At 69.8% G+C, this 25,195-nt stretch carries 26 protein-coding genes, 2 tRNA genes and 2 pseudogenes; 13 read left to right on the top strand and 17 right to left on the bottom strand.

Going from position 1 to position 25,195, the window contains the following annotated elements; translation table 11 throughout:
* The first annotated feature begins 254 nt into the window (after nucleotides 1-254).
* The 4 genes from gyrB (at nucleotide 255) to ABEB07_RS07215 (ending at nucleotide 5,935) form a co-directional block, all read left to right on the top strand.
* Nucleotides 255-2,339, top strand: coding sequence for a DNA topoisomerase (ATP-hydrolyzing) subunit B (gyrB, locus tag ABEB07_RS07230; RefSeq protein WP_345667492.1), 2,085 nt, complete (start codon nucleotides 255-257; stop codon nucleotides 2,337-2,339).
* A gap of 42 nt (nucleotides 2,340-2,381) precedes the next feature.
* Nucleotides 2,382-4,976 (top strand): DNA gyrase subunit A, encoded by a 2,595-nt coding sequence (gene gyrA / locus ABEB07_RS07225; protein WP_176149725.1) that lies wholly within the window; start codon nucleotides 2,382-2,384, stop codon nucleotides 4,974-4,976.
* An 18-nt stretch (nucleotides 4,977-4,994) separates the two neighbouring features.
* A complete protein-coding gene (locus ABEB07_RS07220; protein ID WP_176149726.1) occupies nucleotides 4,995-5,732 on the top strand; it encodes a DUF3566 domain-containing protein in 738 nt (245 codons plus the stop codon).
* Nucleotides 5,733-5,858: 126 nt separating this feature from the next.
* A tRNA-Ile gene (locus ABEB07_RS07215) sits at nucleotides 5,859-5,935 on the top strand.
* 55 nt (nucleotides 5,936-5,990) lie between these two features.
* On the opposite strand, the gene ABEB07_RS07210 is transcribed toward ABEB07_RS07215, so the two are convergent.
* The 13 genes from ABEB07_RS07210 to ABEB07_RS07150 form a co-directional block, all read right to left on the bottom strand.
* Nucleotides 5,991-7,148, bottom strand: a complete 1,158-nt coding sequence (locus ABEB07_RS07210) for a tyrosine-type recombinase/integrase (protein WP_345667490.1) — start codon at nucleotides 7,146-7,148, stop codon at nucleotides 5,991-5,993.
* Nucleotides 7,148-7,336, bottom strand: a complete 189-nt coding sequence (locus ABEB07_RS07205) for a helix-turn-helix domain-containing protein (protein WP_345667489.1) — start codon at nucleotides 7,334-7,336, stop codon at nucleotides 7,148-7,150. The genes ABEB07_RS07210 and ABEB07_RS07205 overlap by 1 nt, the downstream gene beginning before the upstream one ends.
* On the bottom strand, nucleotides 7,333-8,724 hold the full coding sequence (gene repSA, locus ABEB07_RS07200) for a replication initiator protein RepSA (protein ID WP_345667488.1): 1,392 nt from the start codon (nucleotides 8,722-8,724) through the stop codon (nucleotides 7,333-7,335). Before repSA ends, ABEB07_RS07205 begins: the two co-directional genes overlap by 4 nt.
* Entirely contained in the window at nucleotides 8,721-9,785 is a 1,065-nt protein-coding gene (locus ABEB07_RS07195) for a DNA cytosine methyltransferase (RefSeq protein ID WP_425588968.1), read from the bottom strand. Before ABEB07_RS07195 ends, repSA begins: the two co-directional genes overlap by 4 nt.
* Nucleotides 9,782-9,964 carry a hypothetical protein gene (locus ABEB07_RS07190; RefSeq protein WP_345667486.1) on the bottom strand — a complete coding sequence of 61 codons (183 nt, stop codon included), beginning with the start codon at nucleotides 9,962-9,964 and terminating at the stop codon, nucleotides 9,782-9,784. Before ABEB07_RS07190 ends, ABEB07_RS07195 begins: the two co-directional genes overlap by 4 nt.
* A 91-nt stretch (nucleotides 9,965-10,055) precedes the next feature.
* Entirely contained in the window at nucleotides 10,056-10,295 is a 240-nt protein-coding gene (locus tag ABEB07_RS07185; protein WP_345667485.1) for a hypothetical protein, read from the bottom strand.
* 17 nt (nucleotides 10,296-10,312) lie between these two features.
* Nucleotides 10,313-10,861, bottom strand: coding sequence for a GGDEF domain-containing protein (locus tag ABEB07_RS07180; protein ID WP_345667483.1), 549 nt, complete (start codon nucleotides 10,859-10,861; stop codon nucleotides 10,313-10,315).
* Between the two features lie 5 nt (nucleotides 10,862-10,866).
* Complete coding sequence (locus tag ABEB07_RS07175; RefSeq protein ID WP_345667481.1) at nucleotides 10,867-11,178, bottom strand: SpdD protein; 312 nt, start codon at nucleotides 11,176-11,178, stop codon at nucleotides 10,867-10,869.
* A 16-nt stretch (nucleotides 11,179-11,194) separates the two neighbouring features.
* On the bottom strand, nucleotides 11,195-11,380 hold the full coding sequence (locus ABEB07_RS07170; protein WP_164582488.1) for a mobile element transfer protein: 186 nt from the start codon (nucleotides 11,378-11,380) through the stop codon (nucleotides 11,195-11,197).
* Between the two features lie 19 nt (nucleotides 11,381-11,399).
* Nucleotides 11,400-12,074, bottom strand: coding sequence for a DUF2637 domain-containing protein (locus tag ABEB07_RS07165; RefSeq protein WP_345667583.1), 675 nt, complete (start codon nucleotides 12,072-12,074; stop codon nucleotides 11,400-11,402).
* A 5-nt stretch (nucleotides 12,075-12,079) separates the two neighbouring features.
* Complete coding sequence (locus tag ABEB07_RS07160) at nucleotides 12,080-12,259, bottom strand: hypothetical protein (RefSeq protein WP_345667480.1); 180 nt, start codon at nucleotides 12,257-12,259, stop codon at nucleotides 12,080-12,082.
* Between the two features lie 14 nt (nucleotides 12,260-12,273).
* A complete protein-coding gene (locus ABEB07_RS07155) occupies nucleotides 12,274-13,614 on the bottom strand; it encodes an FtsK/SpoIIIE domain-containing protein (protein ID WP_345667479.1) in 1,341 nt (446 codons plus the stop codon).
* A gap of 2 nt (nucleotides 13,615-13,616) precedes the next feature.
* On the bottom strand, nucleotides 13,617-13,946 hold the full coding sequence (locus ABEB07_RS07150; protein ID WP_345667478.1) for an SCO3933 family regulatory protein: 330 nt from the start codon (nucleotides 13,944-13,946) through the stop codon (nucleotides 13,617-13,619).
* Nucleotides 13,947-14,100: 154 nt separating this feature from the next.
* Between ABEB07_RS07150 and ABEB07_RS07145 the strand changes: the two genes are divergently transcribed.
* Nucleotides 14,101-14,895 (top strand): GntR family transcriptional regulator, encoded by a 795-nt coding sequence (locus ABEB07_RS07145; protein ID WP_345667477.1) that lies wholly within the window; start codon nucleotides 14,101-14,103, stop codon nucleotides 14,893-14,895.
* Entirely contained in the window at nucleotides 14,892-15,581 is a 690-nt protein-coding gene (locus ABEB07_RS07140; RefSeq protein WP_345667476.1) for a YdcF family protein, read from the top strand. Before ABEB07_RS07145 ends, ABEB07_RS07140 begins: the two co-directional genes overlap by 4 nt.
* Here the strand turns inward: ABEB07_RS07140 and ABEB07_RS07135 are convergent.
* Nucleotides 15,554-16,453, bottom strand: a complete 900-nt coding sequence (locus ABEB07_RS07135) for a nuclease-related domain-containing protein (RefSeq protein WP_345667475.1) — start codon at nucleotides 16,451-16,453, stop codon at nucleotides 15,554-15,556. The two genes, ABEB07_RS07140 and ABEB07_RS07135, sit on opposite strands and share 28 nt — an antisense overlap.
* Nucleotides 16,454-17,091: 638 nt before the next feature.
* Here ABEB07_RS07135 and ABEB07_RS07130 point away from each other — a divergent pair.
* The 3 genes and pseudogenes from ABEB07_RS07130 to ABEB07_RS07120 all read left to right on the top strand — a co-directional run bounded on the left by ABEB07_RS07130 (nucleotide 17,092) and on the right by ABEB07_RS07120 (nucleotide 19,151).
* Nucleotides 17,092-17,712, top strand: coding sequence for a hypothetical protein (locus tag ABEB07_RS07130; RefSeq protein ID WP_345667474.1), 621 nt, complete (start codon nucleotides 17,092-17,094; stop codon nucleotides 17,710-17,712).
* Nucleotides 17,709-18,752 (top strand): helix-turn-helix domain-containing protein, encoded by a 1,044-nt coding sequence (locus ABEB07_RS07125; protein WP_345667473.1) that lies wholly within the window; start codon nucleotides 17,709-17,711, stop codon nucleotides 18,750-18,752. Before ABEB07_RS07130 ends, ABEB07_RS07125 begins: the two co-directional genes overlap by 4 nt.
* A 132-nt stretch (nucleotides 18,753-18,884) precedes the next feature.
* Nucleotides 18,885-19,151: pseudogene (locus ABEB07_RS07120) on the top strand (SCO3870 family protein).
* Between the two features lie 192 nt (nucleotides 19,152-19,343).
* On the opposite strand, the gene ABEB07_RS07115 reads toward ABEB07_RS07120, so the two are convergent.
* Nucleotides 19,344-19,709, bottom strand: a complete 366-nt coding sequence (locus ABEB07_RS07115) for a DUF6344 domain-containing protein (RefSeq protein ID WP_345667472.1) — start codon at nucleotides 19,707-19,709, stop codon at nucleotides 19,344-19,346.
* 325 nt (nucleotides 19,710-20,034) lie between these two features.
* Here ABEB07_RS07115 and ABEB07_RS07110 point away from each other — a divergent pair, with 325 nt between their 5' ends.
* On the top strand, nucleotides 20,035-20,163 hold the full coding sequence (locus tag ABEB07_RS07110; protein WP_003999697.1) for a DLW-39 family protein: 129 nt from the start codon (nucleotides 20,035-20,037) through the stop codon (nucleotides 20,161-20,163).
* Between the two features lie 249 nt (nucleotides 20,164-20,412).
* Nucleotides 20,413-21,843: a hypothetical protein gene (locus tag ABEB07_RS07105; protein WP_425588967.1), complete on the top strand. Its 1,431-nt coding sequence runs from the start codon at nucleotides 20,413-20,415 to the stop codon at nucleotides 21,841-21,843.
* Between the two features lie 111 nt (nucleotides 21,844-21,954).
* Here ABEB07_RS07105 and ABEB07_RS07100 read toward each other — a convergent pair whose 3' ends face one another.
* Both ABEB07_RS07100 and ABEB07_RS07095 read right to left on the bottom strand, forming a co-directional pair.
* Nucleotides 21,955-23,643, bottom strand: coding sequence for a serine/threonine-protein kinase (locus ABEB07_RS07100; protein ID WP_345667470.1), 1,689 nt, complete (start codon nucleotides 23,641-23,643; stop codon nucleotides 21,955-21,957).
* Nucleotides 23,644-23,721: 78 nt separating this feature from the next.
* The gene (locus ABEB07_RS07095) at nucleotides 23,722-24,270 is read right to left on the bottom strand and encodes a helix-turn-helix domain-containing protein (protein WP_176149729.1); all 549 of its coding nucleotides are present in this window, start codon (nucleotides 24,268-24,270) and stop codon (nucleotides 23,722-23,724) included.
* Nucleotides 24,271-24,453: 183 nt separating this feature from the next.
* On the opposite strand from ABEB07_RS07095, the gene ABEB07_RS07090 reads away from it, so the two are divergent.
* Both ABEB07_RS07090 and ABEB07_RS07085 read left to right on the top strand, forming a co-directional pair.
* A tRNA-Ala gene (locus ABEB07_RS07090) sits at nucleotides 24,454-24,526 on the top strand.
* A gap of 375 nt (nucleotides 24,527-24,901) precedes the next feature.
* Nucleotides 24,902-25,114: pseudogene (locus ABEB07_RS07085) on the top strand (helix-turn-helix domain-containing protein); the annotation flags it as partial.
* Nucleotides 25,115-25,195 lie beyond the last annotated feature (81 nt).

Here is a 25,195-nt window from a genome sequence, read left to right as displayed (position 1 = left end):
AGTGCCGCTGTGAGCCTCTTTGAGCCCCCTTCCGCATATCGGGACCCGGCCGAGACCGGTTCAGGGCGGCACATGCGGACTCAGGTACCCGCAAACCCCCATCACTGTCGGCGCTACCGGTAGACTGGAAGACAATCCCGCCCCGAACGTGGGGACCGTCCGGGAAAAGCTGAGCAACGCTGATCAAGGCTGATCAAGGCTTACCAACGCAACATGCCGCAGCCGCTCCGGCAACCCGCCGCCGAGCATGGCTCGTGCTGTGCCAGAAAGGGCGCTTCGTGGCCGATTCCGGCAACCCCAACGAGAACATCCCGTCCACCGACGCCGGCGAGAACGGTGCCGCCGCCTCCTCCAGTGGTGAGGTCACGGCCTCGTACGACGCCAGCGCCATCACCGTCCTCGAGGGTCTGGACGCGGTCCGCAAGCGACCCGGTATGTACATCGGCTCGACCGGCGAGCGAGGTCTGCACCACCTCGTGTACGAGGTCGTCGACAACTCCGTCGACGAGGCGCTGGCCGGCCACGCGGACACGATCGACGTGACGATCCTCGCCGACGGCGGGGTCCGCGTCGTCGACAACGGCCGCGGCATCCCGGTGGGCATCGTTCCCTCCGAGGGTAAGCCGGCCCTGGAGGTCGTGCTGACGGTGCTGCACGCGGGCGGCAAGTTCGGCGGCGGCGGCTACGCGGTCTCCGGCGGTCTGCACGGCGTGGGCGTCTCGGTGGTGAACGCGCTGTCCTCGAAGGTCTCCGTCGAGGTCCGCACCGACGGCCACCGCTGGACGCAGGACTACAAGATGGGCGTCCCGACGGCCCCGCTCGCGCAGCACGAGGAGATCGCCGAGACCGGCACCTCGGTCACCTTCTGGGCCGACCCGGACATCTTCGAGACCACCGAGTACTCCTTCGAGACGCTGTCGCGGCGCTTCCAGGAGATGGCGTTCCTCAACAAGGGCCTGACTATCCGGCTCACCGACGAGCGCGATTCGGCGAAGGCCACCGCCGGGGCGGACGAGGCGGGCGCCGACGAGAAGGACGAGGTCAAGTCCGTCACGTACCACTACGAGGGCGGCATCGTCGACTTCGTGAAGTACCTCAACTCCCGCAAGGGAGACGTGGTGCACCCCACCGTCATCGACCTGGAGGCGGAGGACCGGGACAAGAGTCTGTCCCTCGAGGTCGCGATGCAGTGGAACGGTGGTTACAGCGAGGGCGTGTACTCCTTCGCGAACATCATCCACACCCACGAGGGCGGCACCCACGAAGAGGGCTTCCGCGCGGCCCTCACCAGCCTGATCAACAAGTACGCGCGCGACAAGAAGCTGCTGCGCGACAAGGACGACAACCTCACGGGCGACGACATCCGCGAGGGTCTGACCGCGATCATCTCGGTCAAGCTGAGCGAGCCGCAGTTCGAGGGCCAGACCAAGACCAAGCTGGGCAACACGGAGGCGAAGACCTTCGTCCAGCGGGCCGTCTACGAACACCTGAACGACTGGCTGGACCGCAACCCGGTCGAGGCGGCGGACATCATCCGCAAGGGCATCCAGGCGGCCACCGCGCGCGTCGCGGCCCGCAAGGCCCGCGACCTCACCCGTCGCAAGGGCCTGCTGGAGTCGGCCTCCCTGCCGGGCAAGCTCTCCGACTGCCAGTCGAACGACCCCACCAAGTGCGAGATCTTCATCGTCGAGGGCGACTCCGCCGGCGGCTCGGCCAAGTCCGGCCGCAACCCGGAGTACCAGGCGATCCTCCCGATCCGCGGCAAGATCCTCAACGTCGAGAAGGCCAGGATCGACAAGATCCTGCAGAACCAGGAGATCCAGGCGCTGATCTCCGCGTTCGGCACCGGCGTGCACGAGGACTTCGACATCGAGAAGCTCCGCTATCACAAGATCATCCTGATGGCGGACGCCGACGTCGACGGCCAGCACATCAGCACGCTGCTGCTGACCTTCCTGTTCCGCTTCATGCGGCCGCTGGTCGAGGCCGGGCACGTGTACCTCTCCCGCCCCCCGCTCTACAAGATCAAGTGGGGCCGGGACGACATCGAGTACGCCTACTCGGACCGCGAGCGCGACGCGCTGATCGAGATGGGCCGCCAGCGCGGCAAGCGGATCCGCGAGGACTCGATCCAGCGCTTCAAGGGTCTCGGCGAGATGAACGCCGAGGAACTGCGCGTGACCACCATGGACCAGGAGCACCGCGTCCTCGGTCAGGTCACCCTGGACGACGCCGCCCAGGCCGACGACCTGTTCTCGGTCCTGATGGGCGAGGACGTCGAGGCCCGGCGCCAGTTCATCCAGCGCAACGCCAAGGACGTCCGCTTCCTCGACATCTGAGTCGGTCTCAGCTGACCGCACCAGGAAGGATCCTCACCAGCAATGGCCGACGAGAACACTCCAGTCACCCCTGAGCAGGGCGGCGAACTCGTCCTGCGTGTCGAGCCCGTCGGGCTCGAGACGGAGATGCAGCGCTCGTACCTCGACTACGCGATGTCCGTCATCGTCTCGCGTGCGCTGCCGGACGTGCGGGACGGTCTCAAGCCCGTCCACCGCCGCGTGCTGTATGCCATGTACGACGGCGGCTACCGGCCCGAGCGCGGCTTCTACAAGTGCGCCCGCGTCGTCGGCGACGTCATGGGCAACTACCACCCGCACGGCGACTCCTCGATCTACGACGCCCTGGTGCGCCTCGCCCAGCCGTGGTCGATGCGGATGCCGCTGGTGGACTCCAACGGCAACTTCGGCTCCCCGGGCAACGACCCGGCGGCGGCCATGCGGTACACCGAGTGCAAGCTCGCCCCGCTGTCCATGGAGATGGTCCGCGACATCGACGAGGAGACCGTCGACTTCACGGACAACTACGACGGCCGCTCCCAGGAGCCGACCGTCCTGCCGGCCCGCTTCCCGAACCTGCTGATCAACGGCTCGGCCGGCATCGCGGTCGGCATGGCGACCAACATCCCGCCGCACAACCTGCGCGAGGTCGCCGCCGGCGCCCAGTGGTACCTGGAGAACCCGGAGGCCTCGCACGAGGACCTCCTGGAGGCGCTCATCGAGCGCATCAAGGGCCCCGACTTCCCGACCGGCGCGCTGGTCGTGGGCCGCAAGGGCATCGAGGAGGCGTACCGCACCGGCCGCGGCTCCATCACGATGCGCGCGGTCGTCGAGGTCGAGGAGATCCAGAACCGCCAGTGCCTGGTGGTCACCGAGCTGCCCTACCAGGTCAACCCGGACAACCTCGCGCAGAAGATCGCCGACCTGGTGAAGGACGGCAAGATCGGCGGCATCGCCGACGTCCGCGACGAGACCTCCTCGCGCACCGGCCAGCGCCTGGTGATCGTCCTCAAGCGGGACGCCGTCGCCAAGGTCGTCCTGAACAACCTCTACAAGCACACCGACCTCCAGACCAACTTCGGCGCCAACATGCTGGCGCTGGTCGACGGCGTGCCGCGCACCCTCTCCCTGGACGCGTTCATCCGCCACTGGGTGACGCACCAGATCGAGGTCATCGTGCGCCGGACCCGGTTCCGGCTGCGCAAGGCCGAGGAGCGCGCCCACATCCTGCGCGGCCTGCTCAAGGCCCTGGACGCCATCGACGAGGTCATCGCGCTGATCCGGCGCAGTGAGACCGTCGAGATCGCGCGCGGCGGCCTGATGGGCCTGCTGGAGATCGACGAGATCCAGGCGAACGCCATCCTGGAGATGCAGCTGCGCCGCCTGGCCGCCCTGGAGCGCCAGAAGATCGTCCAAGAGCACGACGAACTCCAGGCGAAGATCAACGAGTACACCCAGATCCTCGCCTCCCCGGTCCGCCAGCGGGGCATCGTCAGCGCCGAGCTGGCCGCGATCGTCGAGAAGTACGGCGACGACCGCAAGACGAAGCTGATCCCCTACGAGGGCGACATGTCCATCGAGGACCTGATCGCCGAGGAGGACATCGTCGTCACGGTCACCCGCGGCGGCTACATCAAGCGGACCAAGGCCGACGACTACCGCGCCCAGAAGCGCGGCGGCAAGGGCGTGCGCGGCGCGAAGCTGAAGGAAGACGACATCGTCGACCACTTCTTCGTCTCCACCACGCACCACTGGCTGCTGTTCTTCACCAACAAGGGCCGGGTCTACCGGGCCAAGGCCTACGAGCTGCCCGACGCCGGCCGGGACGCGCGCGGCCAGCACGTCGCCAACCTGCTGGCCTTCCAGCCGGACGAGGCGATCGCCCAGATCCTCGCCATCCGCGACTACGAGGCCACGCCGTACCTGGTGCTCGGCACCAAGGCCGGCCTGGTCAAGAAGACGCCGCTGAAGGATTACGATTCGCCCCGCTCCGGCGGTGTGATCGCGATCAACCTGCGCGAGCGGGAGGACGGCAGCGACGACGAGCTGATCGGCGCGGAGCTGGTCTCGGCCGACGACGATCTGCTCCTGATCAGCAAGAAGGCCCAGTCCATCAGGTTCACCGCCTCGGACGACACGCTGCGCCCGATGGGCCGTGCCACCTCGGGCGTCAAGGGGATGAGCTTCCGCGAGGAGGACCAACTCCTCTCGATGAATGTGGTGCGACCCGGTACGTTCGTGTTCACTGCCACTGACGGTGGGTACGCCAAGCGGACCCGGGTCGACGAGTACCGCGTCCAGGGTCGCGGCGGCCTCGGCATCAAGGCCGCCAAGATCGTGGAGGACCGCGGTTCGCTGGTCGGCGCGCTGGTGGTCGAGGAGACCGACGAGATCCTCGCCATCACACTCTCGGGCGGTGTGATTCGTACGCGAGTCAACGAGGTCAGGGAGACGGGCCGTGACACCATGGGCGTCCAACTGATCAACCTGGGCAAGCGCGATGCCGTGGTCGGCATCGCACGTAACGCCGAGGCGGGACGCGAGGCGGAGGAAGTCGACGGCGACGTGGCCGTGGACGAGACCGCCGACGGCGTCGCGCCGGAGGTCACGGACGAGGGCGAGGCGCCCTCGGCCGAGTAGCACGAGGAGAGAGTCATCGTGAGCGGAGCCACGGGCGCCGGATCGGCCGGTACCTCCACTGGTACGGAATCGGACGGCGGCCGTGGCTCCGCCGCGCGTGCGGCCGACCCGCACACGACCAATCTGAAGCCGATCAAGCCGTCGGCCGGGGATCAGCACTCGCCCGACTCTCATGGACCCCAGGGGGGAACGGTGACGGACACCCGAGGCCGCCAGGCCCAGCCGGGAGCGGGCGGCCGGCCCGGCTCGCCGCTGCCGGGCGAGCGGCAGCCGCAGCAGCCGGCGGAGCCGTACCACCCGCCGCAGGCCTACCAGGCCGGCGGCGGGGCCGCGGACCGCTCCGGCTCCATGCGGCGGCCGCGCACCGGCGCCCGGACCACGCCGCGCACCCGCAAGGCCCGGCTGCGGGTGGCCAAGGCCGACCCCTGGTCGGTGATGAAGGTCAGCTTCCTGCTCTCCATCGCGCTGGGCATCTGCACGGTCGTCGCGGCGGCCGTGCTGTGGATGGTCATGAACGCGATGGGCGTGTTCTCGACGGTCGGCGGGACGATCTCGGAGGCGACCGGCTCGAACGACTCGAACGGCTTCGACCTGCAGTCCTTCCTGTCCCTGCCGCACGTCCTGATGTTCGCGGTGATCATCGCGGTCATCGACGTCGTCCTGGCGACGGCGCTGGCGACGCTCGGCGCGTTCATCTACAACCTCTCGGCCGGCTTCGTCGGCGGCATCGAGCTGACGCTCGCCGAGGACGAGTGAGCGACGGCGCTCGTGACCTGGGCCGACGGCCCGGGTACGCCTCCTGGACAACCGATTTTGGGACTGCCGCCCTCGTGCGCTAATCTTCAGGAGTCAGCGCGCGGGACATACACCGCAGAGCGCGGCGGGGCTATAGCTCAGTTGGTTAGAGCGCATCCCTGATAAGGATGAGGCCACAGGTTCAAATCCTGTTAGCCCCACCAGCACGAAGACCCCCAGCCGGTACCGGCTGGGGGTCTTTGACATCCACGGCTGACATCAACCGATGAGCGGGTCTTCCAGAAGTTCCGCGAGGAGCGCGACCGCGTCCCGCTCGTCGTCGCCCACCACGTGGGTGTAGACGTCCATGGTCATGCTGATCTGGCTGTGCCGCAGGATGGCTTGGGCGACCTTGGGGTGCACCTTCAGGAAGGCGAGCAGGGTGCCGCAGGTGTGCCGGGCGAGCCGGACCGTGATGCGTCGGACGCCGGCGCGCTTCACGAGGCGGTCGAAGGTCCGGGAGAAGCCCACCGGGTCGATCATGCCGCCGCGCTCCGAGGAGAAGATCAGGTCATGGCCCGGTTCCTGCGACCAGTGCTCACCGGCGATCTTCTGTTCCAGCTCTTGCAGCTCCCGCCGTTCCTCCAGGGCGCGGGCGCAGAACTCGGGGAGGGGAAGCACCGCCTGTGAGGACTCGGTCTTGAGATCCTTGAGGACCAGGCCGACGCCCTTGACGCGCTGCACCTGCTTGACCGGGGTGAAGTGGCGAGCCTCGAAGTCGATGTCCTGCCAGCGCAGGCCCAGGACCTCACTGCGGCGGAGCCCCAGCACGAGGACCAGGACGCAGGCCGCGTAGAGGCGGTGGGCACGGGACGCCCGCAGGAAGGCGACAGCCTCACGCGCGCTCCACGCCTTGCCCTTGTCCTTGCTCACCTTGGGCATGTCCACCAGGAGGGCGACGTTGCGCGTCAGGATCTCCTCACGGATGGCCCGGTTGAGGGCGTTGCGCAGTACCCGCAGCACCTCGAAGCGGGTGGCGGCCCCGACCTCCTCACGCTTCAGCGCGGCCATCAACGTACGGACCTGCGCCGGCGTGAGCTTGGTCAACGGCTTCTTGGCCAGGTGCGGCAGCAGGTACAGCCTGATCTTGGACTCGTACTTGACGTAGGTGTTGTGCTCCCGTTCCGGCTTGACGATGTGCTCCAGCCAGTAGGCCAGCCACTCACCGACCGTCCAGGCCCGCGAGGGCACCGGGATGCCGTTCCGCTCCTGCTCCTGAAGCTTGCCGAGCTTCTCGTTGGCCTCGTCCCAGGTCGCGCCGTAGACGTACTTCCGGACGCGGTTGCCGTCCGTGTCGGTGACGTACGCGGCGCCCTGGTAGCGACCGTCCTTGCGTTTGGCGATGGTGCCCCCGCCGTTGGGCCGTCGCTTGGCCATCAGGCAGCCTCACCGATCTGCCCCGTGATGAAGGCGCGCACCGCGTCCGCGGGGATACGGCGGCAGCCGTCGACCTTGATGGACACCAGCCGACGTGTGCGGATCAGGTCGTGGACCTTGGTACGGCCGACGTTGAGCCGTTCCATGACCTCCGGGACGGTCAACAGGTCAGGCATGGCGGTGGTCATGCGGCGGCTCCTTCCCGGTCGAGAAGGGCGGGTAGCTCTTCGCGGGCGGTTTCGCGGTTGTGCTGGATGTCGCGGCGGATGGTGGCGGCGAGCCAGGATTCGCCGGGGGTGTGGCCGTGGCCGGCGTAGGTCCAGTGGGCGAGGGTGAGGGTGGTTGCTTCCTCGTCGTCCGGGTCGGGCAGGCCGAGGGCATGGCGTTGTTGTGCGGCGCGGTAGTCGGCGCGGGTCTGGCGCAGGGCGCCGAGGGTGGTGGAGTAGCGGCGGGACTTGGTGGAGAAGTGGCCGCGGAAGCCGAGCATGTGCGCCCAGTCCCGCAACTTCCGGTCCGGGTAGATCGGGTGCAGGTCGAGGCAGGCCGCGATGAGCCGGGCCGGATGGTCGGGAACTTCGAGGAGTTCGAGGGCTTCTTTGTTGCCGATGCGGCGGTCTACGGTGCCGGTGGTTTCGGCGGCTTTGGTGGCGTACTTGGCGACGTAGGAGGCCACGGCTTGTTCGGTGATCTCCTGGCCGTCGCCGAAGGCGCGGATCGGGCGTACGTCGAGCTGGGTGCCCCAGCGCAGCGTGCGGGCCGGTTGCTGGCCGGACGGAGGCACGTCGACGGCGACGCGGGCGGCAGCGGCGTGGATGGAGTCGGTGAGGAGGTCGAGGGTGGCCCAGGCCGGCGGCGGACTGTCGGGTCCTTCGGGGCCGTCGAAGCGGATGACGGCGTGGAAGTGGACGGCGCCGCGCTTCTGGTACTCGGCGACCTTGCCGAAGGAGACCCGCGACTGTTCGTGGGCGGCCTTCTGGGTGAGGCCGGCGCGCTTGGCGATCTCACGGCGGAGGTAGATCGTGAAGTAGCGCCACAGGTCGGAGGCGTGGTTGTTCCACAGCACCGCGCCCGCGTAGTCGTACGTATCCGGGTCGAGCGGGATGCCCAGCACCGGTGCGTCCTCGGGGTGGCGGGTGCCGCAGCGGCAGGGCCGGTTGCCGGGTCGGTTGTGGACCGGGCCGAACGAGGGGGCGGTGAGGGTGGCGAAGACCCGCGGGTGGTCCCGGATGGTGTCGGGGGTGCCTTTGGCGGGGTCGCCGACGAGGCCGGCGCGGATGAGGTGGTAGGTGTCGCCGGCGTAGGTCCAGGCGCAGGCGGGGCAGCGGGAGGCCCGCCGGTTGCCGCACGCCAGGCGTAGGACGCCGCCGGGTTCGGTGGAGGTGGAGTAGGAGTGCAGGACGTGGCCGGTCACGGTGTCGCGGGTGACGGTGGACCCGTGGAGGCGGATGGGGTCGGTGCAGCCGCCGGTGCGGCGGATCTGGTCCTGGATGCGGTCGAAGCCGGGGGACCGGGCCAGCCTCAGCAGGTCGTTGAGGGTGACCGGGTCCAGGCCCGCCGGGGTGGTGGTGTCGCTCACGCGGCCACCTCCAATGCGGCGGGGGCGACGGTGCGCAGGACGGCGGTGGCCAGGGGCGGGGGGACGGCGTTGCCGATCTGCTGGAACTGCTTGGTGCGCGAGCCGGCCCACGGATAGTCGGCGGGGAAACCCTGAAGGACGGCGGCTTCCTCGACGCCCAGGCGGCGGACGGGGGTGCCGTCGGAGTCGATCCAGGAGACGTGGTTGAGGGCTTTGCCGAACAGCAGGGTCGGGGCGGGTTGGTCGAGGCGGCGGCGGGTCGCGGTGGGCCGGTTGCCGACCTTGAGCATCCAGGAGCGGGCGCGGCCGGTGACCGCCCAGGAGGGGCCGGTGGTGGGGAAGGTGCTGCCGCCGGTGGTGTGGTTCCCGCGGGTGACGACGAGGGCGGGCGGGCAGCCCAGGACGTCGAGCATGGTCCGCCAGGGCGGGAGTCCGGCGCCGAACAGGTCGGTGGGGGTGCCGCCGTCGGCGTGGGTGGGTTCGGGCGGCAGGGCGGGGCGGGTGCGGGAGGCGATCAGGAAGGCGCGGCGGCGGGTCTGGGCCAGGCCGAAGTCCGCCGCGTTGAGGACGCCGGTCCAGGTCGAGTAGCCGACGCCGGCCAAGAGGCGGGCGGTGTGCTCGAACAGGGGCAGGACCGCGGGGACTTCTTCCAGGGCGATCCAGTCGGGTCGCAGGTCCAGGGCGTAGCGCAGGGGTTCCACGACGAGCAGGGACCGCGTGTCCGTGCAGGCGGCGCGCAGTTCACCGCGGGTGTCGTGTCCGTGGGCGAGGTCGTCCAATGCCTGGTGGCACAGGGGCAGGTCGGTGTTCCCGGCGCGCAGGCCGGCGGCGCTGAACGTCTGGCAGGGCGGGGACCCGATCAGCCCGGACACCTTCCCCCGCAAGGGTGCGGTGGGGTGGTCGGCGACGTCGGCGTGGATGGTGGTGCGTCCGGCGGCCGTGCGGGTGGCGCAGACGGCGGGGTCGGTATCGATGCCGGTATCCGTCAGGCCGAGGGCGCGCAGCCCTTGGGACCAGCCGCCGGGGCCGGCGAAGAGGTCGAGGGTGGACAAGGCACTCACCGTCCAACGCGGGCGAGACCGGCGGCGGGGACGCGGTGCCCGGTGCCCTTGCAGGCCGGGCAGAGAACGCGGAGGGTGGCGCGGGTGCCGTCCGGGTGGCGGGTGCCGGTGGTGACCATGGCCGAGGCGTGGCCGTCGCAGTCGCGGCAGACACGCGGGCTCGGGGTGTGCTGGGGCATGATAGGGCTTCCCTTATGGGTCCGTTGGATCTGATGAGGGGGCCAGGCGCCGGGGCGGCAGTTCTTTGGCGAGAGAGCCGCCCCGGGGCCGTCAGCGTCGGCGGCTGCGGCGCGGCGGGTTGACCGGGGGCAAGGCGTCGTATGCCTCCTGGCCCTGCTGGAACGAGGTGGTGTCGGCGTCGCCGCGGGCGGTGTCGGTGAACTCGCGGCCGATGCGGCGCATGGTCTTGCGGTCACCGTGGCGGCGGGCGATGGCGAACTCACGGCCCATCTCGGCCATCTGCGGGTTGGCCGGGGCGGTGTCGTTGTTCTTGCGGCTGAAGATGCCCATGGATCTTCCTCTCGGGATCAGTGGTGGGTGTTGCGCCGGCCGTGTCCTTTTGCCGCGTACATGTCAATGTCGGCGGCGGACAGAGCATCGGTCAGGGTGGGGACGGGCAGGTCGGTGCGGTGGCAGCAGCCGACCGAGGCCGAGACCGGGAGCAGACCGCCGGCATGCGGCACGGGCCGGGCCAGCGCGGTGCGCAGGACGCCCGGGCCGGGGGTGCGGGTGGGGTCGGTGACGATGGCGGCGAACTCGTCTCCGCCGAGGCGGGCGGCGATGCCGTGGCGTCCGCACCAGTCGGTGAGGCGGCGGGCGGTGGCGGCCAGGACGGCGTCCCCGGCGGCGTGGCCGTGGGTGTCGTTGACGGCCTTGAAGTCGTCCAGGTCGACCAGGACGACCAGCGCGTCCCGGTGCCGGTTCAGGAGGTGTTCGGCGCGGGTGGTCCATCCGGCGCGGGTGTGCAGGCCGGTGAGCGGGTCGCGGCGGGCGGTGGCCAGTCGGCGCAGGAGCATCCCGCCGTGGACGGCCCAGCCCAGGGCCGGTAAGCCCGCCGCGATCAGGTGCGTGTCCATCTGTGTCACCGCCCCCGGTTCAGGTCTTTGACGAGGAGCCGGACCACGACGGCGACCACGGCGACTGAGACGCCGGTGATGGCGACGGCCAGGAGCAGGGAGACGAGGACCGCGCCGACGACCAGGACCACGGCGGTGCCGCCGCCGACCAGGGCGAGCGCGGTGCCGGGGGTGAGCTGGACGGTGGGCCGGTTCGAGGCCGGAACCGGGGCGGCCGGGGCCGGGGCGGGAGCCGTGGCCGGCGGGTGGTCGGCGGGAGGCGTCGGGGCCGGGAGGGTGGGCGGGGTGTCCGGGGGCGGGTACTTCGGGGTGAGCACGGGATGGTTCCTCCTGTCAGGTGTCGCAGCGGTGGGTGCGGGCGGTGAGTTCGGCGGCGGAGCGGTCGCGGTGGTCGGTGGAGAAGCCGCAGCCGGGGGCGGTGCACGCGGCGGTGTGCCGGGTCTGGCCACGGCCGTTGTTGTAGGTGCCGACCTTGACCGGGCCGATGCGGATCACGTTGTAGAAGCGGTTCGGGCGCACGGCGGGGACTCCTTTCTGATCAGGCGAGTTGGAGTTGTGCGGCGATGGCTGCGCAGGTGGGAGCGGGCAGGCCGAGCCGGGCGGTCAGCGCGTCTGCGGTGATCGGCTCCCCCGTGCTGCGGCGGTGCGCCTCGGCGATCGACCGGGCGTGATCGAGGAGCGCCGGCGGAACGACCGGGGTGTCGGCTGGTGGCTTGGGCGGTGCCGGGGCCAGTTCAGGCGCCGGGACGGGAGCCGGGGCGGCCGGTTCGGGGGTGTCGGTGCGGCGTATCTCGACTTCCGGCGCCGGTTCCTCGTCTGCCTCGTCCGGCTCCAGCTCGGCGGCGGCCGGGGCGGGTACGGGCGAGTGGACGAGGAGGGTTCCGCCGAGGAAGGCGAGGGCGGGCCATCCGGCGACCAGGATGCGCAGCCAGGCCGGCACGTCGTGCAGGTCGAGGAGCCCGGCGGTGGCGACGTTCGCGCCGAGCGAGGCCGTGAGGGCGATGGCGAACCAGGTCCATGAGGAGCGGTCCCGGCCGGCACGGAGCCGACGCCAGGCGGCGACCAGCAGCAGATCGACCGAGACCGGGTAGGCCCACGCCTTCCATCCGGACTGCCCAGCCGCCGCCGCCAAGTCGTGCAGGTGAGCGAACGACAACGCCCCGGCGATCACAGCCTGGATCAGGACGGCATCGGGACGAATCGAGCGGTTCACGGCGATCACGCCCCGTCCGCGGGTGCTTCGCCGGTACCCAGGCAGGACAGGCACAGGGCGGCTTGAAGGTTGTCGGTGGCGCGGCCCTTGCGGGCGCCGACTTGGACGGTCTCGCTGGTCTCGCCCCTGCCGTCGCAGTCCGGGCACAGCACCGGCTTCGACTTGGCGTTCTTACGCGGAGCCATGACGTACGCCCCTCTCAGTCCGTGACCAGACGCGGCTTGACCAGCGACGGACCGGCAACCGGCGCGTCCACGGGCACGTGCGGGCGGAACGGGGCGAGCGCGGGAAGGGCCGGGACGAGGTGCGCGAACCGGCGGCAGACCGTTGCTGCCTCGGCGCGGGAGGTGTGCGGGGTGCGGATCTTCGCCCAGCCCCCGGAGGAGTCGGCGGCGACCGCCGTTCCGGGACGCTCCGCCGGGATCAAACCGGCGGCCATCACCGCGTCCGGGGCCACGTCCGCCAAGCCCATTTCGGCGGTCTGCTTGTCGTTGACCCGGTGCACCACACGGCCGGTGAGCTGCGCGCGGAGCATGGTCGCGCCCCTGCCCAGCTCCGAGCCGAAGCGCTGCCCGCACACTTCCAGGTAGATCCCGACCGCGCGGGCCATCTGCGCCAGCCGGATCAACGCGGTGACGATCCGCTCCCGGCGTTCCTCGTCCTTCTTGGAGGAGATCAGGAACAATTCCGCCACCTCGTCCACCAGGACGACCACCGGCACCGGCCGTAACTCTTCGGGCAGGTCCCACATGTCCGAGACCCCGTGCCCGCTCAGCAGGTCGAACCGCTCCCCCATCTCCGCCACCAGGACGTCCAGCAGGGCGGCGGCCTCGTCCGGGGTGGTGACCAGGGCCGACAGGCGGGGCGCGTAGGCGGACTGCTCGACGCCGCGCTTGCAGTCGATCCCGACCAGCGCCACCGGCAGCTCGGCCAGGCCCTTGATCAGGTTGCGCTGATACACGGACTTGCCCGAGCTGTTCGCACCCAGCGTCAGCGCCATGGGCACCTTGCGGTAGTCACGGACGAACGCGGTCCCGTCCTCACGCAACGCCACCGGCACGGCCAAGCCCTCAGGGCGTGCCGTGCGGGGCATCCGGACGCGGCGCAGCACGTCGTAGCCGGTCATGCGGAGCTGGACGTATCCGGGCTTGGTCTCGGCGATGGTCACCGAGTGGACGCCCCAGGCGTGCCGCAGCCGCTCGGAGGCGGCCATCAGGTCGGCCGGTTCCAGGCCGGCGGGAAGCCGCAGCGTCACCCGCAGCCCCGTCGACGTGCCCCGCACCCGGCGGATCTTCGGCGGGACCGGCAACACCTCACGCCGCGCCACGTTCCGCGTGACGAAGGCCCGGAAGCGGGACGGCTGGACCGTCAGCCCGCACACGTCCATCGTGGAGCGGTAGGAGAGGGTGAACCGGCCCCAGGTGACCGGCAGCCCGACCAGCGACCAGTACACGCGCGGCGCGCGAACCTTCGCGTAGCCGAGACCGCCGGCCCCGGCGACGACGCACGCAGCGTCGAGGATCACGGACAGGTCCGACATGATCAGACCGCCGGGGTGACCGCGACCGCGCGGAACGCGATGCCGTGCCGCTTCTCACCGTTGAAGGTGTTCTCCCAGTCCCGCGCCTTGAGGCCGACGACCTTCACCGGCGTCCCCGGCGTCAGGTCCTCGGGGAGCCCCGTCTCCGCGATGGTGACCTGGTAGAGGTTGCCCTCCCCGTCGTCCGAGACGAGCAGGCCCACGGTCGACAGACCCGCACCGGTGTCCCGGTCCATGGCCCGCTCACCGGTCTTCTTGTTAGCCATCTTCGGTTCCGGCGCAGTCGCCACGAACACGATGGCGGTCGAAAGGTCGATCTTGAACGACGGCATGGGTACTCCCTGTCTGCGTTGAGCAGCCCAAAGAAAGGCCGCTTGCTCGCTGTCCTAGGACTACGAGCGCTTAGGGAGATAGTGCACCGCAGTCCTAGGACTGTCAACAGTCCTAGGACTCTGCTTGACTAGACCCTGTAGAGAGGGGTTCGAGATGGCGCCCAAGTGGCGAGAGCTGGCAGACAAGCTGGCCGAAGAGATCAAGAGAGGTGAGTACGCGCCCGGCCAGCGGTTGCCGCACATCAGGGAACTGGTCGATGCCGGTGAGGGGTCGAAGGCGACCGTTCACGCTGCCTACAAGGCACTGGAAGCGGAAGGTCTGGTCACCTCGTCGCGAGGCCACGGCACGGTCGTGCGGCAACAGGTCCCACTCAAGCGGCTCGGGATCGCTCGGTACGACAAGGCCAAGTGGCGGGACGGGGACGAGGTCGCGTTCATCGCGGACCGCGTGGCTTCCGGCCGGACGTACCGCCGCAACGAGCAGACTCAGACGGTCAATCTCGTTGAAGCGTCACCCGAGGTGGCGGCGGCCCATGGCCTCTCTACGGGCGCTCCGGTCTACGCACGCGCGCGGCTGGTGAAGGAAGGCGACCAGCCAACCCACATGCTTACGAGCTACTACCGGCCCGAGCATGTCGAAGGAACCCGACTGGTTGACCCCACGCCGGGGCCCGCCGGCCGGGGCGGCGGATTTCGCGTGTTGTACGACGCGGGTTACGAGATCGATCACATGCAGGAACGACTGTTTGCCCGTGTCGCCACGCCGGACGAGGTGAAGCAGCTCCAGCTACCGCCGGGGGAACCGGTCGTCGAGCTACACCGGACGACCTACACGGCGGCCGGCACTGTGGTGGAGTTCGCCATCGGGGTACACGCGGCATCGCGCTTCGCGTGGGAATACGACTTCAAGGTGCCCGACTCGGCAAAGGACGGGGAAGACCCGCAGTGATCTCGACACAGGATTGGGCAGACGCCCGGCGCGTGTGGGACTACCACCAGATGGGCCACTCACCCCGACCGTGCTCGGTTGCCATCGGACTCGGCAGCCACGACCTGGGCGTGGCCGACACGGCGGTGGACTTCTACAAGCGCGGCATGGCCCCCCTGCTCCTGTTCACCGGCGCCACCAGCCCCACGACGCGGGAACGCATGCCCCGCGGGGAAGCCGTCCACTACCAAGAACGAGCGCTCGAACTCGGTGTTCCGAGCACGGCCATTCTCGTGGAGCCGCGCGCCCGTAACACGGGCGAGAACATCCGGTTCTCGCGAGAGCTGTTGGAGGAGGCCGGCGTCGAGGTGTCCTCGGTGCTCCTGATCAGCAAGCCGTACGAGGAGCGGCGAGCGTACGCAACCGCACGCAAGCTCTGGCCCGAAGTCGAGGTCATCAGCGCTTCCACCCCGATGACGTTCGAGCAGTACGCCGACTCCATCGGTGACGCCCGCCTAGTGATCGACATGCTTGTTGGCGCGCTGCAACGGCTGATGATCTACCCGGAGCAGGGATTCATGATCAGACAGCATGTACCTAGCGAAGTGATCGACGCCTACGAGCGGTTGTGTCAGCAAGGGTTCACGAGCCGTCTGTTGCGGAACACGCAGGGGCAAGATCAGGCTTTCAGCCAGACACGGCGGTGACGGGCGACGGCGTACACACGCTCTACCTGGTCAACGGTGAGCTTGCCGGCGAGCGGGCCGAGTGACGCCACTTCACGCTCGCGGTAGATCCGTACTGCGTACTGTGTGGCGGAACGATCCAAAGATGCGACGCCCACAAAGACCAGGACTGGTTCAACGGGCACGGCGAAGTCGCAGTATCGCCCGAGTACTCCCCGGACGTAGTTGGCCTCAGCCTTGCTTGCGGCGGCATAGGGATGAGGCTTGCCACCGTTGACCTTGGCCATGCTGTCGCCCACCCAAACAGAGGCGCCCCGGTGCGTCTTCGTGTTGATGGTGAAGACGCCACCCGGGCCGACCAATAGATGATCGATGTCACCACCGTTGCTCTTCTCGACGCCGTGCAGGACACGCCAACCGGATGAAGCCAGGCGTTCCAGCTCACGCCCGACCCGCCGTTCTCCTTCCAGGCCGATATACCAGGTGTCCCACTCTGAGGACTGCCGCAGGAGCTTCATACGCAGTCGCTGAGCAGTCGAGGGGCCACGGCCAGCGAACATGCCCAGAAGGCCCGCACCAGGACGGTTCCTTGCCAGATCCTCACTGGGAGACAGTGGTGGGAGGGAAGCCGGCCGCTCTACCCTGCGGATCGGTGCCGGGGGGGTTGGACGGCGAGCGGGTATCTGATCATGGACGGAAACGGGATCAACGGTAATTCCGTCACCAAGGTGCCGTCGGAGCAGGGCTAACGCCTCGTCCCGGTACTTCTGCACTTTGATCGTCACGACCTTGGTCACTCTGTCCGCCCACGCGACAGCGGTTCCGTCCGGAAGGTTGACGTAGAGCCGATCCCTGCCGTGCCGCCTCCACGGATGCACCGTCAGATCGCTCATCAGCCGCCCTCCCCAGTGCATGCCTACCCCACCCATATGCCACCAGTCGGAGGCAGGAGCGACAAGACCGCATCAAGGCGAGCTGTTACAGGTTTCTCTACCTCATCAAGCCCCGGCTGCGCTCCGCTCCGCCGGGCGCGCTTCCCGGCTCCGCTCCGCGCGCCGCTCCTGCCTTCGGCCCGCTCCGCGCGGGCTGCGCCGACGCGCGCCCACATGTGGATAGGGCCGGTGGCCATGAGTCGATCACCGTATAGAGCGGCCAACGGTCAAGACGATGCCTCCGGCGGGGGATCGGCCGGCACCGGGGGGAGGGGGCACCGTCGCCGGCCGCGGGCACGTTGGGGCGTGCGCGGGGGGCTCCCATCCCGTCCACCGTCGACCCAGGCAGAGCCGAGCAGACGCGGCCCAGGGGCGTCAAGGTCGTTCGTACAGTGGCGCGCTCCACCTTGACGCCCCTGAGCCACGCCCGCTCCACGGTGTGTGGGTCGACGGCGGACGGGATGGGAGCTTGGGGCTGAGGAAGAGAAGTGGGTGCGGGTTGTGACGAGAGCAGGTCTCGGGACCAACGAGGACCACCACAGGGTGGAATCCGCAGCGATCTACTGGACAAGCTGATCTCTGCCGGTATATTTTCCGGCATGAATTCGTACCCGTCATCCCAAGAGGTGCTGTCAGGCATAGGTGAGAAGGTCACTCACGGTCTGGCGCGCTCGGTAAAGCTTGCGGCCGATGACCTGCTCACCTACCGCAGTTGGAACCCAACGTGGGTGGCAGAGGCGAGCGAACGCGGTCTGGCCAACTGGATCCACGACCGCCTGTGGGCACACCTCACGGTTCTGCTCGATGGGCACCCTGGAGTCACTCTTAGTGATGGGGAACCCACCCGTGAAGTCGTGGTGGGGGTCAGCTATCGTCTGCGAGTCAAGCGGCATCGTGAAGATGGCCAGGTCAGCAGCTACGCGACTCAGACAGCCCTCGAGTTCTTCGCTCAAGGGGTGCAAGACACGTTCCCAGGGATGGAAGAAGTCCGGCTAGTCGCCGGGTACGAGTGGGAAGCTGACTCACGCGAGATCGGTGAAGCCGTGCTGTCACTGCGCGACGGCCAGGACAACGTGGTCTGGCTGGTGCCTCTGCCTGATGTCGGTCAAACTGGGAGCACGGTTCAGCCAGTCCGTCCCACGGCACCAGAGCCCTCGCTCCCGTCGATCAACGTGCCTACGCCTGAGAAGCACGAAGTAACGGAGGATGGGTCGAAATGAGTAGTCTCGGCGAAGCGATCACCACAGCTCGCCGGGCCCTTGGTTTCACTCAGGAAGAGTTGGCAGAGGCCGCTGGGGTGACCCAAGCGGCCCTGTCCCGCTATGAGAACGACCTGCGCGAGCCTGAGGCGGACGCCCTTACACGGCTTGCAGGTGCTTTGGGTGTAACTGTCCCATTCCTCAAGGGCGCTAGTTCCGTTCGCGGAGCGATGGCTGTAGACGCCCACATGCGTAAGCGGGCGACGGCTAAGGCCACCACGTGGCGCCAACTGGAAGCCCGGCTGAACATGTATCGCATGCACGTCCGCCACCTGATGGAAGAAGTGTCGCTCCGAGCGGAGCAGCGGATCCCGACCTTTGATCCCATCGACACAGATGCCGCTGATGCTGCGCGCATGGTTCGGATGCAGTGGCGCATGCCCATTGGCCCCGTTAGGTCATTGACCCGTTGGGTAGAAGCGGCCGGCTGCATCGTCCTCGCCGAGGACTTCGGGACGACACGCGTTGATGGGCTCTCTCAGTGGATCGATGACTATCCAGTAATGATGATCAACGTAGCGGCACCTGTTGATCGAGTTCGCCTGACCATGGCGCACGAACTGGGGCACCTATGCCTTCACTCCTTTGAGCCCACTCTGACCATGGAAGACGAAGCCACTCGCTTCGCGGCGGAGTTTCTGATGCCTGAAGAGGTCATCCGCCCGCAGCTCAGAGCTCTCACGCTGGGTCGGTTGCATGACCTTAAGCGGGAGTGGGGCACGTCGATGCAAGCCATCATTGAGCGTGCATACGACCTGCAAGTCATCACGTCAGCGAAGAGGACAAACCTGTACAAGTCGCTAAGTAGTCGGGGTTGGCGGACGCGGGAGCCACTAAGTGATGAGCTTCCTCCAGAGGCCCCCGTGCTGGCTCAGTCGATCAGCGAAGCTATGGCCGACAAGGGACTTAACCGGGAAGAGATTGCCGAGATGGCCGGCTTTTCGGATGCAGATCGGAACACCCTCTTTGTCGCATCTACACGTCGTTTGCGTGCAGTCTGAGCTCAGTCGTCAAGTCGCTTCCTGTTATCTGACATCAGCAGTTGACACCAACAGATGCGTACACCAGCGGTCGGCACCGAACAGCAGGGGACGGATCAGTCTTGGGCTGGTACGTGTTGATCGACGTTCCCGATGAGCTGTGATCGACCTGATAAGGATGAGGCCACAGGTTCAAATCCTGTTAGCCCCACCAGCACGAAGACCCCCAGTCGATACCGGCTGGGGGTCTTTCGCGTTCCCTGGGGCGGAACCGCACTCGGTTCCCTGGCGCTCCAGCTCCGTGCGGACGGCTACGAGCAGTACGTCGGATCCGTCGCCACGTTCAGCGTCCTGATGTAGGTCACCTCGGTCCTGACCGTCGTGACGTGGGTGCGGGACGGTCGGCCGCACGCGAGCTGAGGCGCGCCGACGGCGAGCAACGCCGAAGCCCCGCCGCGGCTGACAGGGCGGCGGGGGGTGCGGCGGGGAACGACAGAAGATCCCCGGTCGGCGCCGACCGGGGATCTTCTGGGTTTCGGTGGTGTGCTGTACGCAGTCCGCCGTTGTCTCATGGGTTCGGGTGAGGGCTCCGGCAGGGCCGGGCCGGCGCCGTCAGCGTTGCAGAGGGATCGTGGGCCGGGCCGGTGGCTCGGATTCGGCGCTGTCCGTCTCGGCGGTGAGTGACGCTGCCTCGGCCAGTGGATGGTGCCGGCAGCCGGGGGACTTTCCGTGGGCCTCAGCCCGGATCCGCTGTTTCATCGTGGGGGGCAGTGACCGGGAACTCCGGGTCTGACTTCTGGACCAGGTCGAGGACGTCGTCTGCGCCGGGAGCCGAGTGGAGCTGTTGGGCGCCGTCTCGGGCTGGGGGGCGGCCGTGGCCGCGCCGGCGGTCGTGGTGATGAGTCCGAGCGCCGTGCAGAGCGCGAGGAAGGCGGTGACGATGGCTGTCCACAACTTCATGATCTTGTGCTGGTCCATGGCCCCTCACTTTCGGGTTGGGCGATTTGCGTACTTTGCTCATCATGTGTATGAGGGCCGCGAAGTGGTGGACCGACGCCCGTGGCGCCGCGATCTTCGGATGAACACCACTCGGATGGGGGCATGCGGGGTGAAAGGTGCCCATACAGGAGGAGGGCGGGCAAAGTAACGGTCCGTGCGGGCGTGATCACGCTCCGGTCGCCCCGGCCTACCGCCCGCGCGCGCCCGGCAGTTGAGAGCCGACGCAGGTCACCGATCGGTATCGGCCGGTGTGTATAGTCGGGCGCCAGAGGTCCCCTACGTCAACGAAAGACGAGGTCGCGCGGTGAAGAAGCTTCTCCTGGTCGCACTGGCCGCCATCGGCGGGCTCCTCGTGTACCGCCAGATTCAGGCGGATCGCGCCGAGCAGGACCTGTGGACGGAGGCGACCGACTCCGTGCCCACGGGTTCCTGAACCACCCGACATCAGATACTGAACAGACCCCGACCGCCGAGCGGTCGGGGTTTTGCGTTGGGCGAGTAATCCGTTGAGCGGCAGGACCCGCCCCCGCGTCCCGTGTTGCGGCGGCGGGACACGCGGGGTAGGGGGCGTCTCGTGAGGCGTACGTTTTGGACGCCCGTACGGAATGCGCGGACGGCGCGACGGCACCCGGGGCAGGATGGGCGGCGGCGGGACGACGGCGGACGCGAGGGGTGGCGCGGGATGGGACGGCCTGTGGCGGCACGGCGGACTCCGGCCCGGACCCCGCTGGGCGCGGGACGGGCCCGGCGCGCCGGCCGCCCGCGGCGTGTCGGCGCCGTGGCTCGGGCCGCCGCCGCCCTCTCCGGAGCCACCGCCGTCGCACGTCTGGCCGCCGCCACGGCGGTGCTGGGGCTGCTGGCCGCCGTACCGGGGCCGCCCGCGGTCGCGGCCGGGGCGCCGGGAGCGTACGACTTCACCGGCGGCGCCCGGACCGTCACCGGGGCGGCGACCACCGCGGACGCCCCGCTGCTCGACGCCGGCCGCGCCTACCGCAGCGCGCTGCCGCGCGACGGCAAGCTCTACTACCGCCTCCGGCTCGACGCCGCCTCCAGCGCCTACGTCTCCGCCACCGCCGTCCCCGCCGCCGACAGCACCGTCTCGGCCACGGACGGCGTCCGGGTGTCGGTGCGGGACGGGCACGGCGACTCCTGCTCCTACCAGGCCACCCTCTTCGGCACGAGCCGCAGCCCGCACCCCGTCTCCGCGTGGGGCAGACGGGACGCCGCGCCGGGGCACTCGCTGTGCCAGGGCGCCGGCACGTACTACGTGCTCGTCGAGCGCATCGACGCGAGCGGCGCGTCGCCGGACGCCTGGCCCCTGGAGCTGGCCACCGTCACCGAGCCGGCCCTGAGCCGGACCGGCGCGACGACGGCGCCCGGGACCTGGGACTCGGCCCGGCCCGAGCCGGTCGGCGGCCGGGCGGCGGACCGGGCGGGCGGCGCCGGGTTCGCCACGGCGAGCCCGCTCGGCCAGGGCGTGTGGCGGACCGGGGTACGCCCCGGGCAGACCCTCTTCTACCGGGTGCCGGTCGACTGGGGGCAGCAGCTGAACGTCGTCGCCGAACTGGGCGGCGCCGGCGGCAGCGGCTACGTCGACGGCGCGCTGACGCTGTCGCTCTACAACCCGGTGCGCGGTTACGTGGAGGACGCGTACGCCGGGTACAGCGGGCGGCGCGCGTCCGCCGCGCTCGCGCCCCTGCCGCCCGTCGACTACGCCAACCGCTACGGCTTCGCCGATCCGGTGAAGGCCATGCGGTTCGCCGGCTCCTACTACCTCGTCGCGCACCTCGCCGACCAGACGGCGGCCGGGTTCGGCGCGGGTCCCTACGACCTGACGCTGCGGGTGCGGCTGGGCGGTTCGGCGACTTCGGGGCCGGGTTACGCGGGCCGGTCGGAGCCGCGCGACCGCTTCGAGGTCACGGCCGCGGACCGGGCCGCGGCGGCCCCGGCCGGGCCGTTCGGGCCGTCCGGAGCGGCTGGTTCCGCCGGGGCGGCGGGCGGGTCTGCGGCGCTGCGGGCGCTCGCCGTGGGCGGGATCGGTACGGGGACCGCCCTGCTGGTCGTCCTCGGCGGGTGGACGCTGGTCGCCCGGCGGCGGTCGGGCGCCTGGTAGACCGGCGGCGGTCGGGCGCCTGGTAGACCGCTCGACGGGTCCTCCGGCGAGGCTCGGAGGGGGTACCCGGCGGGGCTCAGCAGGTGCGCCCGGCGCGGCCTTCGGCCTGGCTCAGAGGCGGCTCAGTGCCCAGAAGCCCACGGCGTAGCAGGCCAGTGCCAGGAGCAGCAGCGGGACCACCGCTCTGGCGGGCGGACCCGGGCGGCGGGGGCGTGCGGCGCGGTGCCGGGACGCCGCCCGCCCCGGTGCGGACGGACGTCCCGGTACGGACGGCCGCCCCGGTGCCGACGGGCGCGGGTCCTCGGCGGTGTAGGAGGCGGTGGACGCTTCATCGCCGTGGGGGCGCGGTGCGGGGGCGGGGGTCGCGGGACGGAGGGGCACACCCGTGGCCGGGGTGGCGGCGGGGCGCGGTGCGGGCGGGGGAACGGCAGGCAGAGGCGGCGTAGCGTGCTGCGCCGGGGGGAGGGCGGCCTGCGGTGGCGGCAGGTGGAAGCCGCCCGTGTCGGACGGGTCGAAGGGGATCGACGTGTCTAAGGGGAGCGACGGGTCGAGGGGCGACGGCAGGTCGGGCGCGCCCGGGGAGGACGGCGGGGCGGGGGAGTCCGTCCGGTCCGCGGCCGCCTCGGTCGGTCCCGTGTCCTGGCGGAAACCGTGCCGCGGGTCGGAGCCCACCGAGTCGTCCAACCGGCGGAAGGCGCCGGTGCCGCCGAACCCGCCCGCACCGCCCCCGGGCGTACCGTTCCCGCCGGTCGCCGACCAGGCGGCGGAGACGCCGCCGCTCGCCGTGCCGCCCCCCGGAGCGTCGGTGTACGCCCCGCCGGAGTCCATGTCGCCGGAGTCCGTCCCGGTGACCTCACCGCCGCCGTCGACGACCCCACGGGCGGCCCCACCACCCCCCACCGCCACTCCTGGGCTACGCCGGAGCGGCCCCTCGGAGCCGAACCCCACAGGCAGCGGCCCGAGTTGGTCGAATACCTCGATCAGCTCGTCGTCCGGGCCGGGCTCGGGAAGGAGTTCGATGGCCGCGGCGAGGGCCTTGCGCGCCCCTGTGGCGGTCCGGAAGCGGGCGTCGGGGTCCGGCTGGAGCAGGGCGGCCACCACCTGCCACAGCGGCTCGGGAACGCCCTTGGCCGCGCTGGGTGTTCCGTGCTCCGCGAAGTACTCCACGAGCGCCTTGGCGTCCGGCTTGGCGCCTTGCAGCAGATAGAGGGCGACCAGTCCGGTGGCGAACAGGTCGGCGGGGAAGTCGGGCTCGGCGCCCAGCATCTGCTCGGGCGCGAGGTAACCGGGCGTCCCGACCACGAGGTTGGTCTCGGTCAGCCGGGGTTCGCCGAGCCGCATCGCGATGCCGAAGTCGGAGAGCCGGAGTCTCGGGTGACCGGTGCCGGTGGCCTCCAGCAGGATGTTGGCCGGCTTGATGTCGCGGTGCACCACTCCCTCGGCGTGCACCGCGGCGAGTCCCGACAGCAACTGGTCGAGCAGGACGCAGACGAACGCCGGGGGCAGCGGGCCGTAGTCCCCGACCAGGTGGACCAGCGAGCCGCCGGCCACGAGGTCCATGGTGAACAGGACCTTGTCGTCGTCGGCGGCCCAGCTGGCCGGGGCGAGCACATGGGGGTGGTCGATGCGCAGCGCCTGTTCGCGGACGAAGCGCAGCAGGGAGTGGGCGTCGCGCTGCTGGAGGACCTTGGCGGCCACGTAGCGGCGGCGCCGGTGGTCCCAGGCGCGCCAGACCGCGCCGACACCGCCGCGTCCGATCGGGTCGGCCAGTTCGTACCGGCCGGCGAAGACCTCACCCATGGCTGCGCGTCGCTCCTCCCCCTGCGGTCACCCCCGTTGCCTCCCCCGCGGCGCGTGCCGCGACCCCTGGCCGGGGGGTCAGTTCTGGTGGTGCTGGTAGTGCGCGACGGCGTCGGAGGTGCGGCCGGCGCCGTACACCCGCAGGAACTCGGCCAGTTCGGGGTGGGCCGGCGCGAGACTGTCCGCCGCCTCGATGATGTCGCCGGCGGCGGCCACCGAGCGCAGCAGGGACTGGATCTCGCGGACCACGCGCTTGACCGTGGGGGCGCCCGAAGTGCTGGTCGTCTGCGTGGTGTTGCTCAGTACGGAGCCCCCCTGCGAGCGCTTGATCTCGTCCATGCGCTCGGTCGCCTCCGCCGCGCTGACGCTGCCGTCGGCCACCTGGCCGGCCAGCTCCTGGAGCAGCTGCACCCGCTGGACGACCGCCGGGTTGCCGATCTTCGCGCGCTGGCCGCTCATGAGCTGCGACAGCATCGGGGCGGACAGCCCCAGCACCCCCGCCAGCCGGGCCTGGTTGAGCCCGAGATCGTCTATGAGCTTACGGAAGAGCGCCCCCAACGGCTCCCCGTACCAGTTCCGCTGCAGTTCCCGCGCCCTGGCGGTGGCTTCCTGCTGTGCGGCGTCCATTGCGTCTCCCCATCGCTTCCCCAAGTACGGCGGTTCGCTGTAGCGAACCACGCGGAGCATCTTACGGAGCGTGGTCGGTCGCGGGGACCCCCAATCTTTTTGCGAGATCGGGGGGGTGACCCGGTACTCTGGTCTGCGGCACCCGACCGGTGGACGATTCCTCCGGCTGGATGCTTCCCTCGCGGGGCCTTAGCTCAGTTGGTAGAGCGCTGTCTTTGCATGGCAGATGTCAGGGGTTCGACTCCCCTAGGCTCCACAGGTAGTAACGCGCAGGTCAGAGACCCCCCGCCCGGTTGGGCGGGGGGTCTCTCTGTGACCGGAATCCACATAGAGTCCACATCCCCCGTGATCTTCACTCGGGAGAGATACTGAGAGTCCTCTTACCTGAAAGTAAGGTCATCCGTGCGAGGGCTGGCCGTCTCCCCACGTGCGACCAGACGCGCGCTCGCACTCATCCTGTGGATTCGGCCGGGGAGGCTGGACCCACAGGCTCGGGCCCCCGCCGTAACTGTCGGCGGGGGGCGACCAAGTGGCGAGCTACGGTCCGAACCCGCCCGGCCACCCTGCAAGATCTTCGGATGTAGGCCAGCCCCCTACAGGCTTTCGATCTTGAAAGGTTCACCGTGGGCGAGTGCCATCCCCCTCGCCCCCACCGGACTGGGTTCTCGCCCGCCGGCGCTTAGTGGGCGACCGCATCCGGGCCGCCCGACTCCACGCCCGGATGACTCAGGAGCAGGTGGCACTGGCGGCAGAGGCCGACCGACCATCCGTCGTCCGCATCGAAGCCGGCCAGCAGTCGGCCACCACCGACACCCTCATCCGCCTCGCCGTCGCCATCGGAGTCAGCCCCGCAGAGTCATTCACGCGACCAGGCCCCTGCCGCCGTGTTTCCGCCGGCGGCAGGGGCCTCGGCCCTGCCCGGTCC

The sequence above is a fragment of the Streptomyces similanensis genome (genome assembly GCF_039543625.1).
GTDB classification, from domain to species: domain Bacteria; phylum Actinomycetota; class Actinomycetes; order Streptomycetales; family Streptomycetaceae; genus Streptomyces; species Streptomyces similanensis.
The sequence above is the reverse complement of the archived record's forward strand: the minus strand, read 5'-3'. Positions and strand labels throughout refer to the sequence as shown.

Bases quoted from the DNA above. Each gene is read 5' to 3' on its own strand.
- ABEB07_RS07155 (WP_345667479.1), bottom strand. From the start codon at position 13,614: ATGTCGGACCTGTCCGTGATCCTCGACGCTGCGTGCGTCGTCGCCGGG.
- ABEB07_RS07210 (WP_345667490.1), bottom strand. From the start codon at position 7,148: ATGGCCAAGCGACGGCCCAACGGCGGGGGCACCATCGCCAAACGCAAG.
- ABEB07_RS07150 (WP_345667478.1), bottom strand. From the start codon at position 13,946: ATGCCGTCGTTCAAGATCGACCTTTCGACCGCCATCGTGTTCGTGGCG.
- ABEB07_RS07205 (WP_345667489.1), bottom strand. From the start codon at position 7,336: ATGACCACCGCCATGCCTGACCTGTTGACCGTCCCGGAGGTCATGGAA.
- ABEB07_RS07130 (WP_345667474.1), top strand. From the start codon at position 17,092: ATGAATTCGTACCCGTCATCCCAAGAGGTGCTGTCAGGCATAGGTGAG.
- ABEB07_RS07160 (WP_345667480.1), bottom strand. From the start codon at position 12,259: ATGGCTCCGCGTAAGAACGCCAAGTCGAAGCCGGTGCTGTGCCCGGAC.
- ABEB07_RS07185 (WP_345667485.1), bottom strand. From the start codon at position 10,295: ATGGGCATCTTCAGCCGCAAGAACAACGACACCGCCCCGGCCAACCCG.
- ABEB07_RS07105 (WP_425588967.1), top strand. From the start codon at position 20,413: ATGGGACGGCCTGTGGCGGCACGGCGGACTCCGGCCCGGACCCCGCTG.
- ABEB07_RS07145 (WP_345667477.1), top strand. From the start codon at position 14,101: ATGGCGCCCAAGTGGCGAGAGCTGGCAGACAAGCTGGCCGAAGAGATC.
- gyrA (WP_176149725.1), top strand. From the start codon at position 2,382: ATGGCCGACGAGAACACTCCAGTCACCCCTGAGCAGGGCGGCGAACTC.
- ABEB07_RS07115 (WP_345667472.1), bottom strand. From the start codon at position 19,709: ATGGACCAGCACAAGATCATGAAGTTGTGGACAGCCATCGTCACCGCC.
- ABEB07_RS07095 (WP_176149729.1), bottom strand. From the start codon at position 24,270: ATGGACGCCGCACAGCAGGAAGCCACCGCCAGGGCGCGGGAACTGCAG.
- ABEB07_RS07100 (WP_345667470.1), bottom strand. From the start codon at position 23,643: ATGGGTGAGGTCTTCGCCGGCCGGTACGAACTGGCCGACCCGATCGGA.
- ABEB07_RS07180 (WP_345667483.1), bottom strand. From the start codon at position 10,861: ATGGACACGCACCTGATCGCGGCGGGCTTACCGGCCCTGGGCTGGGCC.
- ABEB07_RS07190 (WP_345667486.1), bottom strand. From the start codon at position 9,964: ATGCCCCAGCACACCCCGAGCCCGCGTGTCTGCCGCGACTGCGACGGC.
- ABEB07_RS07135 (WP_345667475.1), bottom strand. From the start codon at position 16,453: ATGAGCGATCTGACGGTGCATCCGTGGAGGCGGCACGGCAGGGATCGG.
- ABEB07_RS07125 (WP_345667473.1), top strand. From the start codon at position 17,709: ATGAGTAGTCTCGGCGAAGCGATCACCACAGCTCGCCGGGCCCTTGGT.